The sequence below is a fragment of the Prescottella soli genome (assembly GCF_040024445.1).
GTDB lineage: Bacteria > Actinomycetota > Actinomycetes > Mycobacteriales > Mycobacteriaceae > Prescottella > Prescottella soli.
Genome location: NZ_CP157276.1, coordinates 2,550,019 through 2,563,913 on the forward strand (window position 1 = coordinate 2,550,019; position 13,895 = coordinate 2,563,913).

11 protein-coding genes and 1 pseudogene are annotated in these 13,895 nt (G+C 69.6%); 7 read left to right on the forward strand and 5 right to left on the reverse strand.

The genetic code is table 11. The annotated features are described in order from the left end of the window. Positions 1–44: 44 nt before the first annotated feature. From ABI214_RS11995 to ABI214_RS12005, 3 genes are all read left to right on the forward strand, one after another. Entirely contained in the window at positions 45–1,193 is a 1,149-nt protein-coding gene (locus ABI214_RS11995) for a trypsin-like serine peptidase (RefSeq protein ID WP_348610627.1), read from the forward strand. Positions 1,194–1,377: 184 nt separating this feature from the next. Beyond that, positions 1,378–3,081, forward strand: a complete 1,704-nt coding sequence (locus tag ABI214_RS12000) for an amidase (protein ID WP_348610629.1) — start codon at positions 1,378–1,380, stop codon at positions 3,079–3,081. Positions 3,082–3,189: 108 nt separating this feature from the next. Then, positions 3,190–4,341 (forward strand): site-2 protease family protein, encoded by a 1,152-nt coding sequence (locus ABI214_RS12005; RefSeq protein ID WP_348610632.1) that lies wholly within the window; start codon positions 3,190–3,192, stop codon positions 4,339–4,341. 467 nt (positions 4,342–4,808) lie between these two features. Here ABI214_RS12005 and ABI214_RS12010 read toward each other — a convergent pair whose 3' ends face one another. Further along, positions 4,809–5,174, reverse strand: coding sequence for a YbjQ family protein (locus tag ABI214_RS12010; RefSeq protein WP_348610635.1), 366 nt, complete (start codon positions 5,172–5,174; stop codon positions 4,809–4,811). A 229-nt stretch (positions 5,175–5,403) separates the two neighbouring features. Here ABI214_RS12010 and ABI214_RS12015 point away from each other — a divergent pair. Together ABI214_RS12015 and ABI214_RS12020 are read left to right on the forward strand one after the other, a co-directional pair. Then, a pseudogene (locus ABI214_RS12015) lies at positions 5,404–6,364 on the forward strand (AraC family transcriptional regulator). 40 nt (positions 6,365–6,404) lie between these two features. Beyond that, positions 6,405–6,965, forward strand: a complete 561-nt coding sequence (locus tag ABI214_RS12020; RefSeq protein WP_348610638.1) for a catechol 1,2-dioxygenase — start codon at positions 6,405–6,407, stop codon at positions 6,963–6,965. Here the strand turns inward: ABI214_RS12020 and ABI214_RS12025 are convergent. Both ABI214_RS12025 and ABI214_RS12030 read right to left on the reverse strand, forming a co-directional pair. Continuing rightward, positions 6,896–7,933, reverse strand: coding sequence for a DUF6670 family protein (locus ABI214_RS12025; RefSeq protein ID WP_348610641.1), 1,038 nt, complete (start codon positions 7,931–7,933; stop codon positions 6,896–6,898). The two genes, ABI214_RS12020 and ABI214_RS12025, sit on opposite strands and share 70 nt — an antisense overlap. Further along, complete coding sequence (locus tag ABI214_RS12030; protein ID WP_348610644.1) at positions 7,934–10,141, reverse strand: DNA polymerase III subunit gamma and tau; 2,208 nt, start codon at positions 10,139–10,141, stop codon at positions 7,934–7,936. Positions 10,142–10,327: 186 nt separating this feature from the next. Here ABI214_RS12030 and ABI214_RS12035 point away from each other — a divergent pair, with 186 nt between their 5' ends. Further along, positions 10,328–11,644: an ammonium transporter gene (locus tag ABI214_RS12035; protein WP_348610647.1), complete on the forward strand. Its 1,317-nt coding sequence runs from the start codon at positions 10,328–10,330 to the stop codon at positions 11,642–11,644. A gap of 409 nt (positions 11,645–12,053) precedes the next feature. Further along, positions 12,054–12,479, forward strand: coding sequence for a VOC family protein (locus ABI214_RS12040; RefSeq protein WP_348610651.1), 426 nt, complete (start codon positions 12,054–12,056; stop codon positions 12,477–12,479). Positions 12,480–12,533: 54 nt separating this feature from the next. On the opposite strand, the gene ABI214_RS12045 is transcribed toward ABI214_RS12040, so the two are convergent. Both ABI214_RS12045 and ABI214_RS12050 read right to left on the reverse strand, forming a co-directional pair. Further along, entirely contained in the window at positions 12,534–12,974 is a 441-nt protein-coding gene (locus ABI214_RS12045) for a VOC family protein (protein ID WP_348610654.1), read from the reverse strand. A 75-nt stretch (positions 12,975–13,049) separates the two neighbouring features. Beyond that, positions 13,050–13,889, reverse strand: a complete 840-nt coding sequence (locus ABI214_RS12050) for an ankyrin repeat domain-containing protein (RefSeq protein ID WP_348610657.1) — start codon at positions 13,887–13,889, stop codon at positions 13,050–13,052. Between the last annotated feature and the right edge of the window lie 6 nt (positions 13,890–13,895).

A 13,895-nucleotide genomic window follows, 5' to 3' on the forward strand; every position in this document is an offset into this window, starting at 1 on the left:
CGCCGTATCAGTCACATCCACAAACGACCGGAGAAACGAACTCAATGGAAATCAGGAAATGGCTGGTCAAGCCAGCCGCGTCCTTTGCGATCTGCGCACTCGGACTGACCGGGGTCACCGTCGCCACCGCAACCCAGGCGAACGCCGGAATCAACGGGCCGGTCGAGCTTCCCCGGCTGGTCTCCTCGGGCAGCAACTACGAGGCGAACCTCGCCGCCGAGGCCGACTTCTGGACCCTCGGGCGCATAGCCGCCGCGGCGCTCAGCGACACTGACCAGGTCGCTCCCACTGGAGGCTGGGACGACCTCAGCGCCCCCTGGACGGATCAGGGCCTGGTCGCCAAGACCGTCGGAAAGCTCCTGACTGAATACACCCACTCGGTCACCGGCGCGAAGATGCTCAGCGCTTGTTCCGCCAATGTCGTGACCAGCTCGAACAAGAGTGTCATCACGTCGGCCGGCCACTGCTTCAAGTTCACCGGCATCGGAACGAGCCCGTCCAACAACGGCGACTGGGTAGCCACGAACGTCGCCTTCATCCCCGGCTTCAACGGCGCGAATCTGACGCGCGACTACAACAGCGTCCAGCCGGCCGGAACCGACATCGCCCCGTACGGTGTCTGGACCGTGACACGGGCCTGGGTGCCCAATATCTGGTACTACAACGCCAGCTGGGTTCTCGGCTCGGACGTCGCCATGGCGGTGGTCGACAATCCCCATGACAGTCGCCCGATCGCCGACGTGACCGGCGGGCAGCGCATCGGCTTCAACCAGGTCAGCAATCCCCAGACCGTCTACCAGTTCGGCTATCCCACCGACAACTCCCGTAACTGGTACGGATCCAAGAACAATGACGGCACCAATGCCTCGAACGGTGCCAACCCCTCGGACTGGCGTGATTACGACGGCCGCACCATGATGTACGCCCACGGCACCAGCTTCAGTGACGACTACTACTACGGGAACGACCTCATGTCCGCGATGTCCCCAGGCTCTAGCGGTGGCCCCTGGCTCAGGGACTTCGACCCGGCCACCGGCACCGGCGTCCAGATCGGCGTCACCTCCCGTTTCACGAACGCATCCGGCACCTTGGTACCCACGGTCTGGATGCAGGGTCCCGCCTCGGTCAGCCAGGGCTTCGGTCCGGCCACCCAGGAGATGTACACAAAGGCCCAGGCAGCCGCCACCAACTGACTGTGATCGGGTCACCGATCCACACCCGACAGGGCCGCTTCCTGCGAGGGGAGCGGCCCTGTCGCATCGATCCCTGTGTATGGCCGAGACCATCACCGACTACCGCGACCACCCCTGTCCGAAACGTCCGGGCCCGTCGAACCGATACCCCTGGGTGGGGAATCGACTGGGAGGATCGAACTCGATGGGGGACGCGGTGAGCGAGCGCAGGCTCGGAGTGACACGACGAGGATTTCTGGGCGCCGCCGCCTTGGGCGCCGCGGGGGCCGCGACCCTCGCGACCAACAGCCCCGCCGGAGCCCGCACCCGCCGCACGGGCGCTTCCCGCGCCCTGCCCGCGCCCGACTCGATCACCGTGACCGATCCCGCGCTGCTGAGCGCGGTGGAGGCCGCGAGCCTGCTGCAGTCCGGCGCCCTGCACCCGCGCGAGCTGCTCGACGCCTGCATCGAGCGCAGCGCCGGGTTCGACGGCGAGATCGGAGGCTGGATCCGGATCTACCCGGAGATGGCCTACGAGGCCGCCGACGCCGCGGCGCAACGCCTGTCCGGGAAGGGCCGCGCCGCCGGACCCGCCCCGCTGGTGTGCGGGATCCCGCTCGCGCTCAAGGACCTGTTCGCGGTGTCCGGCCTGCCGCTGACGGCGTCGAGTCGCGTCCTCGAGGGCAACATCGCAGCCGGCGACTCCACCGTGTGGCGGCGGTTGCGCGACGCGGGCATGGTGCTGCTCGGCCACGCCCACACCGACGAGTTCGCAATCGGCGTCGCCACCGAGCAGGTCGGCAACCCGTGGAACACCAGGTTCTCACCCGGAGGCTCGTCGGGCGGCAGCGCAGCCGTCCTCGCGGCGCGATTCGCCCCCCTCGCAACCGGAACCGACACCGGCGGCTCGCTGCGTCTGCCGGCCAGCGCGTGCGGAATCACGTCGATCAAGCCGACGTTCGGACGCTGCAGCACACGCGGCGTCATTCCGTTGACGTGGACCCGCGATCACGTCGGGCCGATGGGACGCGGCGTCGCCGACGCGGCCCTGCTGCTCGGCTACATGGCGGGCGCCGACCCGGAGGACCCGACCACCTCGACCGGCCCCGCGGTGCCGGACGGCGGCTATCCCCTGGCCGCGAAGGGCGGACCGGCACCGCTGTCCGGCAAGCGTTTCGGCGTGGTGCGGTCCAGCGTCGACGCGCTGCCCCACCCGCTCCGCGTGCTGTTCGACAGTCACCTCGACCTCGTCCGCCGCCTCGGCGGCACCACCGTCGACGTCGCGCTGCCGGTCCCCCGGCCGGGCCTGCCGACCGGGGACATGGCGGAGATGGGCAGCTATCACAGCCAGTTCCAGGCCCGACTGGGCGCCTACCGCCTCAAGTACGGCGCAATCGTCACCGGTTCCCTGGCCGCGCTGGCGGTGCCGTCGATCGACTACATGACCGCCGCCCGCAACCGGTTGATCTACCAGCACGAGTACAACCGCATGTTCGCCGACGACGACCTCGACGCGATCCTGGTGCCCGGGTCCAAGGTCGACGGCTGCGAGCGAGTCGCGATCGCGGGCGTCTCCGTGTTCGAGGGGGTGACCGGAAACGTCGATTGGGCCAACCTCACCGGGGCCCCGGTGATCTGCACGCCCGCAGGCCGGTCGGCGGCCACGGGTCTGCCGTTCGGCGTCCAGATCGGCGGACGGCCGTGGGACGAGGTCGGGCTCATCGAGATCGCACTGGAACTGCAAGCCGCCCAGCCGGACTGGCAGGAGGCCCCGACGCTGCCGCCCGCCCCGCGGGACATCCCGCGGGTCCAGGTCACCACGCCCGGCGCGGGGCCGGACCCGACCAACACGACGAACGTCGGCTTCGGCTTCACGTTCCTGCCGACGATCTCGACGGCGGACATCTGACCGTCAGGAGCCGAGCCTGCCGTCCCGGCGGCACCGACCTTTGCACGCGGCCCTCGACAGCGGTGCAAAATGAGGTAGCAGCACTGGGAGCGCGGGTCGAGGTGGCCGATGCTGAGATGGTCGATACCGATCGGCCGGGTGTTCGGGATCCGGCTGTATGTGCACTGGTCGCTGCTGGTGACGCTCGGATTGATCACCACCCTGCTGGCCGACTCGGTCCTCCCCGCCGAGTACGCGGGGCGGTCGCCGGTGGAGTACTGGTCCGTCGGAGCGCTGGCCGCGGTGGTGTTCGTGCTGTCGTTGGCTGCGCACGAGGTGGCGCACTCCGTCGTCGCCGTCCACGACGGCGTGCCGGTCCGGCGGATCACGCTGTGGCTGCTCGGCGGCATGTCGGAACTGCAGGGCGAGCCCGCGGATCCGCGCACCGAACTCAGGATCACCCTGGCCGGCCCACTCACCAGCCTCGCGATCGGTGTCGGCTCGCTGCTACTCGTCGTCGCCCTGCCCGATACCACCGACCCGGTGGTGGCCGCGTCGCTGAGCTGGCTCGGGATCGCGAACATCGTTCTGGCCGTGTTCAATCTGCTGCCCGGCGCACCGCTCGACGGCGGCCGTGTGCTGCACGCCGTGCTGTGGCGACGTCGCGGCGACCGCCTGTCCGCGGCTGCCGGCGCCGCCCGCAGCGGCCGGGTCCTGGGCCTGATACTGATCGCGCTCGGCGCGGTCCAGGCGCTGTTCGCGCAGAGCCTCGGCGGATTGTGGTTGATGCTGCTCGGCTGGTTCCTGCGCAACGCCGCCAACGTCGAACTGATGACCGCCTCGATGCGACACCAGTTGGGAGACCTGCAGATTCATCGGATCATGACCCGGTCGCCGGTCGCCGCCCGCGCCGACGAGGACGTCGGCACGTTCGTCAGCGACGTGCTGCCCCGACTGCGGCACCACACGTTCCCGGTGGTCGACGGCTCCTACCGACCCGTCGGAGTGCTTTCCCTGCGCGACCTCACCCGGGCGGGCGACAGGACCGGGCCGGTCGCCGACCTCGCCCGCCCGCTTCCCGACACCGCCCGGGTTCATCCCGACGCCCGCGTCGAGACGGTGCTATCGACCGCCGTGCTCCGGCCGGGACTCGACCTGCTGGCGGTGGTCGATGCCGGCGGTCGCCTGGTCGGTATCGTCACGGCAACCGATCTCCGGCGGGTGTGCGAGCGCACGTCCCTGGGGCTCCCGCTGGCACCGCCACCGGACGAGACCGAGTGAGCCAGACTTCGATCACCGTTGTCGGCCATTCGTTCGGTGGCGACGTTGCGGCGGAACGATTGATCACCGAGCTCCAGCGTCCGCGCCAGACCTCGCAGTCTCGTCGACCACGGTGTGCGCCGACCAGTGCCCGATCACCCATTCTGCCGAGGTTGGTCGCCGGAATCCGGCACTGGCGAGAGCAGAATCCATTGCGTTGAAGTCGAAGTCGTCGCCCGCACGGGTGAGGCCCCATCTCGGGGGTCTCCGCTCGCGGTGGACGACCCGCCCTGTCGCGTCACGAATCGTGAGGACCGTGCACATGGGGTCGATGTTCACACAGACATCGAACTGCGCCATACATACATGCTCCAGCTTTCCGGGGCGAACGGAAAGGGTCCGTCCGCCGTCAGCGCCGGAAGGAACGAAGCGGAGGTAACCGGCCGCCCCAGGACTGGACGGGCAGCCGGTTCGGCCGACGGCCCGCGTCAGCTCCGATAGCCCAACTCAGCAGCCGTCTGCCTCGCGGCGTCCGTGACCGGCACCGCGTAGGCCGCCGTGCCGTACGCGCAGATCTCCGACCAGTTGCCGCCGAGGTCCGATGTCTCGAATCGCATTGCGACGATGACGTTTCCGCCACGCTGTGCGGCCTCGTTGATCAGCCGCCCCATCGCCTCGTTGCGGCTCTCGGTGAGATTCTTGGTCATTCCCTGCAGTTCGCCTCCGACCAGGGACTTGAGGCCTGCGCCGATCTGCGATCCGATGTTCCGGGACCGGACGGTCAGTCCGAAGACCTCGCCGATCACGCGCTGGATCTCCCACCCGGGAATGTCGTTCGTTGTCACAACAAGCATGAGGGCGAGCCTATTTGAGGTTCGACGCGTTTGCCTCATCGATCGTCCCCCGCGCCGAGCAGGCACCGCGATCCGGCCCTCGCTATCCGGAGAACGCAGTCGTCATCCGGATTCCGCACCCCCGACGAATACGTACCGGTAGGACTCTGGTGCAGGCACCAAGGCAAGGGTTCAATGACTTCGTACACCCCGCGAGGCAGACGCGCGGTGGAAAGAAGGTAGCGAACGCATGTCCAGCCCAACGGACACAGGTCGGGAGCAGACCGGCGATCACCCCTACCCCGACGACTGGGAAGAGGTCTCACACACCGCCGCGGCCTACTTCCCGCATCGACTCACCCCACTCACCTCGGCGGGTGCCGAGTCCGTCACGCTGGAGAACATCGGAATCGGCCCGGTGCGAATCGCCCGGATCGATTGGGGTGCAGACGTATCCGTCCATTCCGAGCATCCCGGCGCGTACGCGGTGAACATTCCTCTGTCCGGTCGGCTCGAGTCGCGGACCGGCCGGCACGAAATCTCGTCGGCTCCGGGCACCGCGACGATCTGCCCACCGGACGTTCTCACGGACTTTCCCCACTGGGGTGCCTCGTGCGCGATCCTGGGAGTGCGCTTCGACCGAGCCCACCTCGAGCACGAGATGAGCCGGGCACTCGGCCGCCCCGGCGCCCGACTACCGATGCAGGTCGACCTCTGCACCCCGGTCGGCGCCAGCTGGCTCCGGTTCGTCCGCTCACTGTCAGAACAGATGCGCGACCCGACCTCCGTGGTTCGGAACGACCTCGTCTCCGCACAGCTACTCAGCGCCGCCACAACCGGTTTCGTTCTCGCCGCCGTTCCCGAAGACGTACCCGCCACGGCTGAGGCGCCCACGAATCGTCAAGCGGGTCATCGACGCGATCCACGACGACCCGGCACACGACTGGACCGTGCTGGAAATGGCGGAACGAGCCGGAGTCGGCGTCCGACGAATCCAGGACGGCTTCCGCCGGTACGTGGGCCGGAGCCCGACCGAATACCTCGCCGACGTTCGACTCGGAAGAGTCCGCCAAGACCTCGCCGCGGCCGGACCGGGCGACACGGTCCGCTCGATCGCGCTGCGATGGGGGTTCGCGCACACCGGCCGATTCGCGGCCACCTACCGCGACCGATTCGGCACCGCCCCCTCCGCTGCGCTCCGAAGCGCCTGATCCTGCTGTCCCCCAACGCTCTCCGTCGAAAGGAACTGCCGTGTTCTTCCCAGTCCGCTTGAGCTGGACCGCCGCCCCAGCGCCGATCGATGAGACACCGACGAGCAGCCCGCTCGTCCTTGAGGGCCGCGTCGAGGACGGAGCCGGTCGGGCCGTGCCCGGCGCGACCGTACTCGTCCGGCACAGTGACGGAGCTGGGACCGTCCGGTCCGGCACCCGCCTGGCCGCCACTGGCGTCGCGGACGAGCGCGGACGATTCGTCGTCACGACCGTTCAGCCGGCGGCCTACCGGATCCCGCGGGACGGTGCGACCGGTTGGTTCATCGAGAACGAGGGTTGGCATCCGTGGCGACCCGCACACCTGCACGTGATCGTCCGGGCACCGGGCATGCGTTCGGTCAGTGCACGGCTGTACTTCCGACGCGACGACTGGATCCGGCACGGCGCGCCGACCTCGTCGATCCTCGACCCGCGCCCCGGGGCCGGCGGCATCGAACGGGCCGTGTACGACTTCACGCTCGAGTCCGCGACTCAGCCGGCGTCGACGTACTCCGCGTACCCCACACCCTCGATCGCGGCGCCACCGAACTGGCCGGTGTAGCGGAAGCTGCCGACGAAACCGGCCCCGAGGCCGTAGGTCCAGTCGCCCGCCGCCTCGCATTCGAGGAACAGCACCTCGCTCCCCGCCTGGTCGACGAGCCGCCAGCGGTACCGATCCGGCACGGCCATCGTCCGACCGTCCGGGGTCCGCAGTCGCCGATCTGCAGAGCGATCGACCGTGAACGTGCAGCCCGTCGTGTAGCCGTGGCTGCCGCCGTCGACCGTCCGGACGTACGCGGTGCGGATCAGCGGGGTCCCGAACGGACCGCTCACATGGGTGAGCAGCACCTGGGTCCGGTCGTCGATGTCGACGATCTGGTAGGTGAAGACCTGGGCGGGCAGCTTTGCCCGCGTTGCGATGGCGGGCGGCAGCAGACTGTGCGGTCCTGCGCCACAGGCGTATTCGAGCGCGCACAGCCCCGACACCGGGGCTTCTCCGACCACGCCGTCGTACTCGCACAGCAGACTCCAGTGCCGGTAGAGCCCCGGAATGTCGAAGAAGCGGGTGATGGTGCCGGTCGCTCGCAGGCTCAACTCCACACCCACCTCGGGGTGGTGCCGCGCGACGGTGAACGTCGGGTACCGGCCGTCGATCGCGATGTCGTCGCCGAACCACAGCCGGGAACCGTCGGCGGCGAAGTCGCAGTCGCGGGCGGTGCTGTAGTGCAGGAACTGGCCGTGCGTCATCGCGGCCGTCGACGACACCACCGTCGTGGTGTCCCGGGGCGTCGTCGCGACGACGTGATCATTCGCGAACACGGTGACCTCGGGCGTGCCGACGATCGCCATGATCCCGAAATACCGATGCGGTTCAGGAAGATTCGGCACCATCACGCCGTAGTGCGCCCAGTTGAACCACCGACCCGCGGGAGGCCGCATCGACGGCGGCACCGACAGCGGCCGTTCCGGACCGGAGCCGACACGGTTGACGACACCGACGAGCCGCTCGGCGAGCGACCGCCCCGTCATCTAGCCGTCGATCTTGCGCGCGCCGAGCACCTCGGCGAGCAGCTCGTTCGCGATGTCCTCGGGATCGCGTCGGCTCGCCTGATCGACGGGTACCGCGGCCTCCGCCATCATCTCCTCCTCGTCCTCCCGGGTGGTGGGCGGCGGCGGAGCGTCGTCGTAGTAGTCGGCGGGCGGCGGCCCCGGGTCGTCCGGGTAGTCGGGGGCCTCCGGCGGCGGGATGTCGTCGAGGTCCGACGAGGACGGGCGCGGCGCGGCCTGCGGGGGCGGCGCGGCAGCGGCGCGACCCTGACTCGGGCGGGAGAAGCGCGGCGCGGCAGGCGCTTTCGCCTGCGGCTGCGGAGCGCGCGCGGGCGCGGCGGATGGCGCCGCGGCACCGTGCTCGCACGTGACCTCCCAGTCGCCACCGAACACGTCGTGCAGCGCCGCCCGGATGACGTCGCTGTTGCGGGGCTCCACCAGCCGCTTCGCGAGCGGCGCGGAGTCGTGGCCGAGCACCACGCGCGCGCCGTCGACGGACCGTACTGTCGCGCCCGACAGCATCACCTCGACCGTGCGGCTGCGCTCGCGCACCTTCGTGCGCACCTCCGACCACACCGCACGGATCGCGGCGGCGTCGGGTCGTTCCGACGAATTCTGCTGCACCGGAGCCGGTTCCGGCTCCATCTGCCGGACAGGCTCGGGCTCACGGACCGGCTCGGGCTGCGGGACCGGCGCAGGCTCCGGCGCGCGCTCGACCGGTTGCGGCACAGGCTCGGGAGCGGGCGGCGGCGTCTCGACGGGGCGCGTGGCGGCCACCGGCTCGGGCGGTCGCGGCGCCTCCGCCTGTGGTGCGGGGGCCGGTTCCGGCACCGGAGCGGGTGTCGGCTCCGGGGCGGGCGTCGGTACGGGCTCGGGCACAGGCTCGGGTCGCGCCGCTTCCGGGGCCGCCACGGTCTCCTCGACCGCACGACGCTGCGACGGACGCTGATAGACCGGGCCCGACGCGGGCGACTCGGCGGCGGGCCTCGGGGCCGCCTGCGCGGGGGCAGCCGGCGCGGCGCCGGACGAGGCGGGAACGACCACGCCCTGCTCGATCCGCTCGAGCCGTTGCAGGACAGCGGATTCCGCGTCCGACGCGGACGGCAGCAGCATCCGCGCGCACATCACCTCGAGCAGCAGGCGCGGCGCCGTCGCACCGCGCATCTCGCCGAGACCTGCGTGCACCAGGTCGGCGTAGCGGGCCAGGGTGGCGGGGCCGATCCGCTCGGCCTCCTCCCGCATCCGGTCGAGGACGTCGCCGGGGGCGTCGACGAGCCCGCGTTCGGCGGCGTCGGGGACGGCGCGCATGAGGATGAGGTCGCGCAGGCGCTCGAGCAGGTCGACGGCGAAGCGGCGCGGGTCGTGCCCGGCGTCCATCACCTTGTCGACGGTGCCGAACAGCCCGGCGCCGTCGTTGGCGGCCAGCGCGTCGACGGCCTCGTCGATGAGCGCTACGTCGGTGACGCCGAGCAGCGCAAGCGCCCGCGAATACCGGACGCCCTCGTCGCCGGCGCCGGCGAGGAGCTGGTCGAGCACGCTGAGCGAGTCGCGGGGCGAGCCGCCACCGGCGCGGATGACCAGCGGGTACACCGCGTCCTCGACGGGCACGCTCTCCTGCGCGCAGATCTTCTCGAGCAGCCCGCGCATGGTCGACGGCGCGAGCAGCCGGAACGGGTAGTGGTGCGTGCGGGACCGGATGGTCGGCAGCACCTTCTCCGGCTCGGTGGTCGCGAAGATGAAGATCAGATGCTCCGGCGGCTCCTCGACGATCTTGAGCAGCGCGTTGAAGCCCGCGGTGGTGACCATGTGGGCCTCGTCGACGATGAACACCCGGTACCGCGACTCGGCGGGCGCGTAGAACGCGCGGTCGCGCAGCTCGCGGGTGTCCTCGACACCGCCGTGGCTAGCGGCGTCGAGTTCGATGACGTCGAGGTTGCCCGGGCCGCCGGGGCCGAGCGCGATGCACGACGAGCACTCCCCACACGGCGTGGACGTGGGCCCCTGCACGCAGTTGAGCGAGCGCGCCAGGATGCGGGCCGACGACGTCTTGCCGCAGCCGCGCGGACCCGAGAACAGGTAGGCGTGGTTGATGCGTCCGGCGTCGAGTGCGGTGCTCAGGGGCTCGGTGACGTGCTCCTGACCCACCACCTCCGCGAACGAAGCTGGTCGATATTTCCGGTACAGGGCCACGGCGAAAGACTACCGGCGACCGGCGACAGTTCGTCGCAGGAGTGACTCCCCCCTCGAATTCCACCCAGCGGCCGGGGAGAGATTTCCGAAACACAGACGCAACACGCTTGCCCCGCCCCCGAAACTGCGGGAGGCGATCGTCGTTTCTCGCGTGCGGTGACACCCCGCCGGTGAGGAGAAGTTCACATGCTCGAGACGATCGATCCCGCGACGACCGCGTGGCTGCTGATCAGTACCGCGCTGGTCCTGCTGATGACGCCCGGCCTCGCCCTGTTCTACGGCGGCATGGTCCGCTCCAAGGGCGTACTCAACATGATCATGATGAGTTTCGTCTCGATCGCGCTGGTCACGGTGGTGTGGCTGTTCGTCGGCTACAGCCTCGCCTTCGGCGACGACGTCGGCGGCGGCCTGATCGGCGGGCTCGAGCACTTCGGCATGGCCGGCATCACGCCGGACACCGCACGGTCCGGGGTGCCCGAGTTCCTGTTCGCGACGTTCCAGTTGACGTTCGCGATCCTCACCGCCGCGCTGATCAGCGGGGCGATCGCCGACCGCGCCAAGTTCTCGTCGTGGATGGTCTTCGTCCCGGTGTGGGCGCTGCTGGTCTACGTGCCCGTCGCGCACTGGGTGTGGGGTCCGGACGGCTGGATCGCGAAGCTCGGCGCGCTCGATTTCGCGGGCGGTCTGGTCGTCGAGATCGTCTCCGGCGCGTCTGCCCTGGCCCTGGCTCTCGTCCTCGGCCCGCGGATCGGGTTCCGCAACGAGCCAATGCGGCCGCACAACCTACCCATGGTCCTGCTGGGTGTCGGCTTGCTGTGGTTCGGTTGGTTCGGTTTCAACGCCGGCTCCGCCATGGCCGCCGACGGCAAGGCCGCCGCTGTGTTCCTCAATACCCTCGTCGCCGGCTGCACCGGCCTGCTCGGCTGGCTGTTCGTGGAGCAGAAGCGCGACGGCCACCCCACCACGTTCGGTGCCGCGTCGGGCGTCGTCGCAGGGCTGGTCGCGATCACCCCGTCGTGCGGGTGGGTCAGCATGGTCGGTGCCGCCGTCATCGGTATCGTCGCGGGCGCCGTGTGCTCGTTCGCGGTGGGCTGGAAGTTCCGCTTCGGCTACGACGACGCCCTCGACGTCGTGGGCGTCCATCTCGTCGGCGGCATCGTCGGCACCCTGCTGATCGGCCTGCTCGCCGCGCAGGTCATGACCGGCGGCGTCGAGGGTCTGCTCTACGGCGGCGGGTTCGTCCAGCTCGGCAAGCAGGCGTTGGCGGTCGTCGTCGTCGGCCTCTACGCGTTCGGCATCACCTACGGTCTCGGCAAGCTCATCGACCGCTGGATCGGATTCCGCGTCACCGCCGAACAGGAGACGTCGGGCATCGACCTCGCGCTGCACGCCGAGTCCGCCTACGAGCACGCCGTCCTCGCGCACGGCGCGCCGACCGGGCTGTTCGGCCGGGAGCACGAGCGGCCACGGCAGCGTCCGGAGTCGGAGGCCGACGGGGTCTGACGGTCACTCGTCCAGGCGCGCCCATCCCCCGGACTCGGGCCGAGCCGGGAAGAGAAAGGGTCAATCTGGCCTGACGGTCGGGACGCAGACGCGGAGGTGTTCCCTCGTGTATCCACGCGACTGGCTTGGGCAGGGCTGGATGTGGACGCTGCCCATACCCGAGTTGTGGCAGCGGATCCTGTACAACACATTGGGGTGCGACTGGGGTGGCCACTGCCCCTAGCCGGACGACCATCCGGAAGGCCACGCCCGACGACGCTGTGCCAGTGTGGTCGGCCGCGACTCCGTCTCAGAACGTCGACGCCGTGGGCAGAGCGCGTGCCGCCGACGAAGTCTCACAACTCTCCCTCCGGACCAGCGAACGGCGCTACCGTGGTCTGTATTGCCGTCCCGGAGGAAGAGGTCCGCTGTGGCACCGTTCCCTGCTCTCACCCATATCGCCGTGACGGTGTCCGACATGGTCGCCAGCACCGAGTGGTACACCCGCCTGTTCGGCAGTCCCCCGGTCCTCGACGAGGACGAAGAATCCGGGGCGTTCCACCACGCAGTCTTCGTGCTCGGCGGCGGGACGATGTTCGGCCTGCACACCCACACCGGCGAGCGCCCGGACGCCGAGTTCGACGAACGACGCATCGGCCTCGACCACGTCGCATTCGCCTGCACCACCGGGGAACTCGAATTCTGGCGCGGCCGTCTCGACGAGCTCGGCATCGCGCACGGCGGCATCAAGACGGCCGCCTACGGTTCCGGGCTGTCCTTCCGCGACCCCGACAACATCGCGCTCGAGTTCTTCGCACCACCCGGCCGAACCCTGGCCGCTCCCGAATCGCAATGACCTGCAGGGCAACACAACTCGAATCACGCCGATGGGGCTGCGGCCGCCGGCGCGTCAGCCGAGCTGCTCGAACAGGGACACGATGATCCCTTCGGGCCCACGCACGTAGGCCATGCGCACGCTGTTCTCGTACTCGCCGATGCCGCCGACGAGCCCGTACCCGTCCGCGGCCACCGCGTCGACGGCCGCCTGGAGATCGCCGACCTCGAAGGACACGTTGCGCAGCCCGAGTTCGTTGGCCATCGCTGTCGGCGACCCGGGCACGTGGTCGGGCGTGACGAAGGCCGAGAGTTCCAGCCGGGACCCGCCGCCGGGCGGCCGCAGCATCACGATGTTGCAGTGCGCGCCGGGGATGCCGCACACGGTCTCCACGAACTCACCCTCCACGGACCCTGTGCCCTCCACGTCGAACCCCAGCCCGACGAAGAACGCCGTTGCCGCGTCGAGGTCCGCGACGGTGATGCCGACGTGGTCGAAACGTTGCACGTGTGCCATGGAATCCATCCTGCAATGCCGTCTTGCCGATTCGATGCAGAGTTCCCCACCAACAGATCCCGGGAATGGTCGACGCTACCGGCCGTTGCCCTCGATGAGGGCGATGTTCTCGGCGATCTCCGTGGCGTCGGGGAACATTTCGAGGCGCTCTCGCGCGTAGTCCAAGGGGCTGAGCTTCGTCTTCCCCGTGGTGACCGAGATCTGCCGCGCCGGGGCCTGGGTGAAGTCGACGCCGCGCGCCAGCAGGAGGCGCAGGAGGGGCTTCCGCCCATCGCCGGTAGCCGTCCAGTGGTACACGCTCTTGCCGAGACCCTTGGCCGTCATGAACATCTCGTCGAGATCCGCGCCTTTGTCGAGCAGCACAGTGACGGCATCAATCGCGTTGTACCAGACGGCCCCGCGCAGGGCCTCGTTGAGGAACGCCTCGTCGATCCCGCGTCCGAGGAGCCAGTCGATGGCGTAGCCGTTGTTGATGCCGGCCGCATCGCCGAGCAGGTTCTGCTTGTCCAGAGCGGTCGCGTTCACGTCGACGCCGAGCGACAGCAGGTGTTCCGCGAAGTCGCGATCCCAGGAATGCAGGATCAGCAGGCTCAGCGCGCCGCGATTCTGCAGCCCCTTCCGGGTCGGCGACGAACCCCGCTGGAGCAGGTAGCGCGCCATATCGAGCTTGCCCGCCTCGATGCAGGCCAGCATCGGGTTGTTGCGGACGAAGTTGCCCGCCTCCAGATCCGCGCCGGCAGCGATCAGCAGATCAACCACGTCAGTGGTGCCGCACAGCGCGGCCGCGTGCAGCGGTGTTCCGTGCTCCTGCGTGGACTTCTTCAGCTGGGCGGGAGTCGCACCCACGAGGCGTTCCCGCACCAGATCAGTGTCGTCCGCAACGCACGCGTACAGCAGCGACCCGTCATCGTGCATGCAGGC

What these genes read in the sequence shown, in the direction of transcription:
- ABI214_RS12050 (WP_348610657.1), bottom strand. Translation starts at nt 13,889, where the DNA reads ATGCACGATGACGGGTCGCTGCTGTACGCGTGCGTTGCGGACGACACT.
- ABI214_RS11995 (WP_348610627.1), top strand. Translation starts at nt 45, where the DNA reads ATGGAAATCAGGAAATGGCTGGTCAAGCCAGCCGCGTCCTTTGCGATC.
- ABI214_RS12025 (WP_348610641.1), bottom strand. Translation starts at nt 7,933, where the DNA reads ATGACGGGGCGGTCGCTCGCCGAGCGGCTCGTCGGTGTCGTCAACCGT.
- ABI214_RS12035 (WP_348610647.1), top strand. Translation starts at nt 10,328, where the DNA reads ATGCTCGAGACGATCGATCCCGCGACGACCGCGTGGCTGCTGATCAGT.
- ABI214_RS12000 (WP_348610629.1), top strand. Translation starts at nt 1,378, where the DNA reads ATGGGGGACGCGGTGAGCGAGCGCAGGCTCGGAGTGACACGACGAGGA.
- ABI214_RS12045 (WP_348610654.1), bottom strand. Translation starts at nt 12,974, where the DNA reads ATGGCACACGTGCAACGTTTCGACCACGTCGGCATCACCGTCGCGGAC.
- ABI214_RS12010 (WP_348610635.1), bottom strand. Translation starts at nt 5,174, where the DNA reads ATGCTTGTTGTGACAACGAACGACATTCCCGGGTGGGAGATCCAGCGC.
- ABI214_RS12005 (WP_348610632.1), top strand. Translation starts at nt 3,190, where the DNA reads ATGCTGAGATGGTCGATACCGATCGGCCGGGTGTTCGGGATCCGGCTG.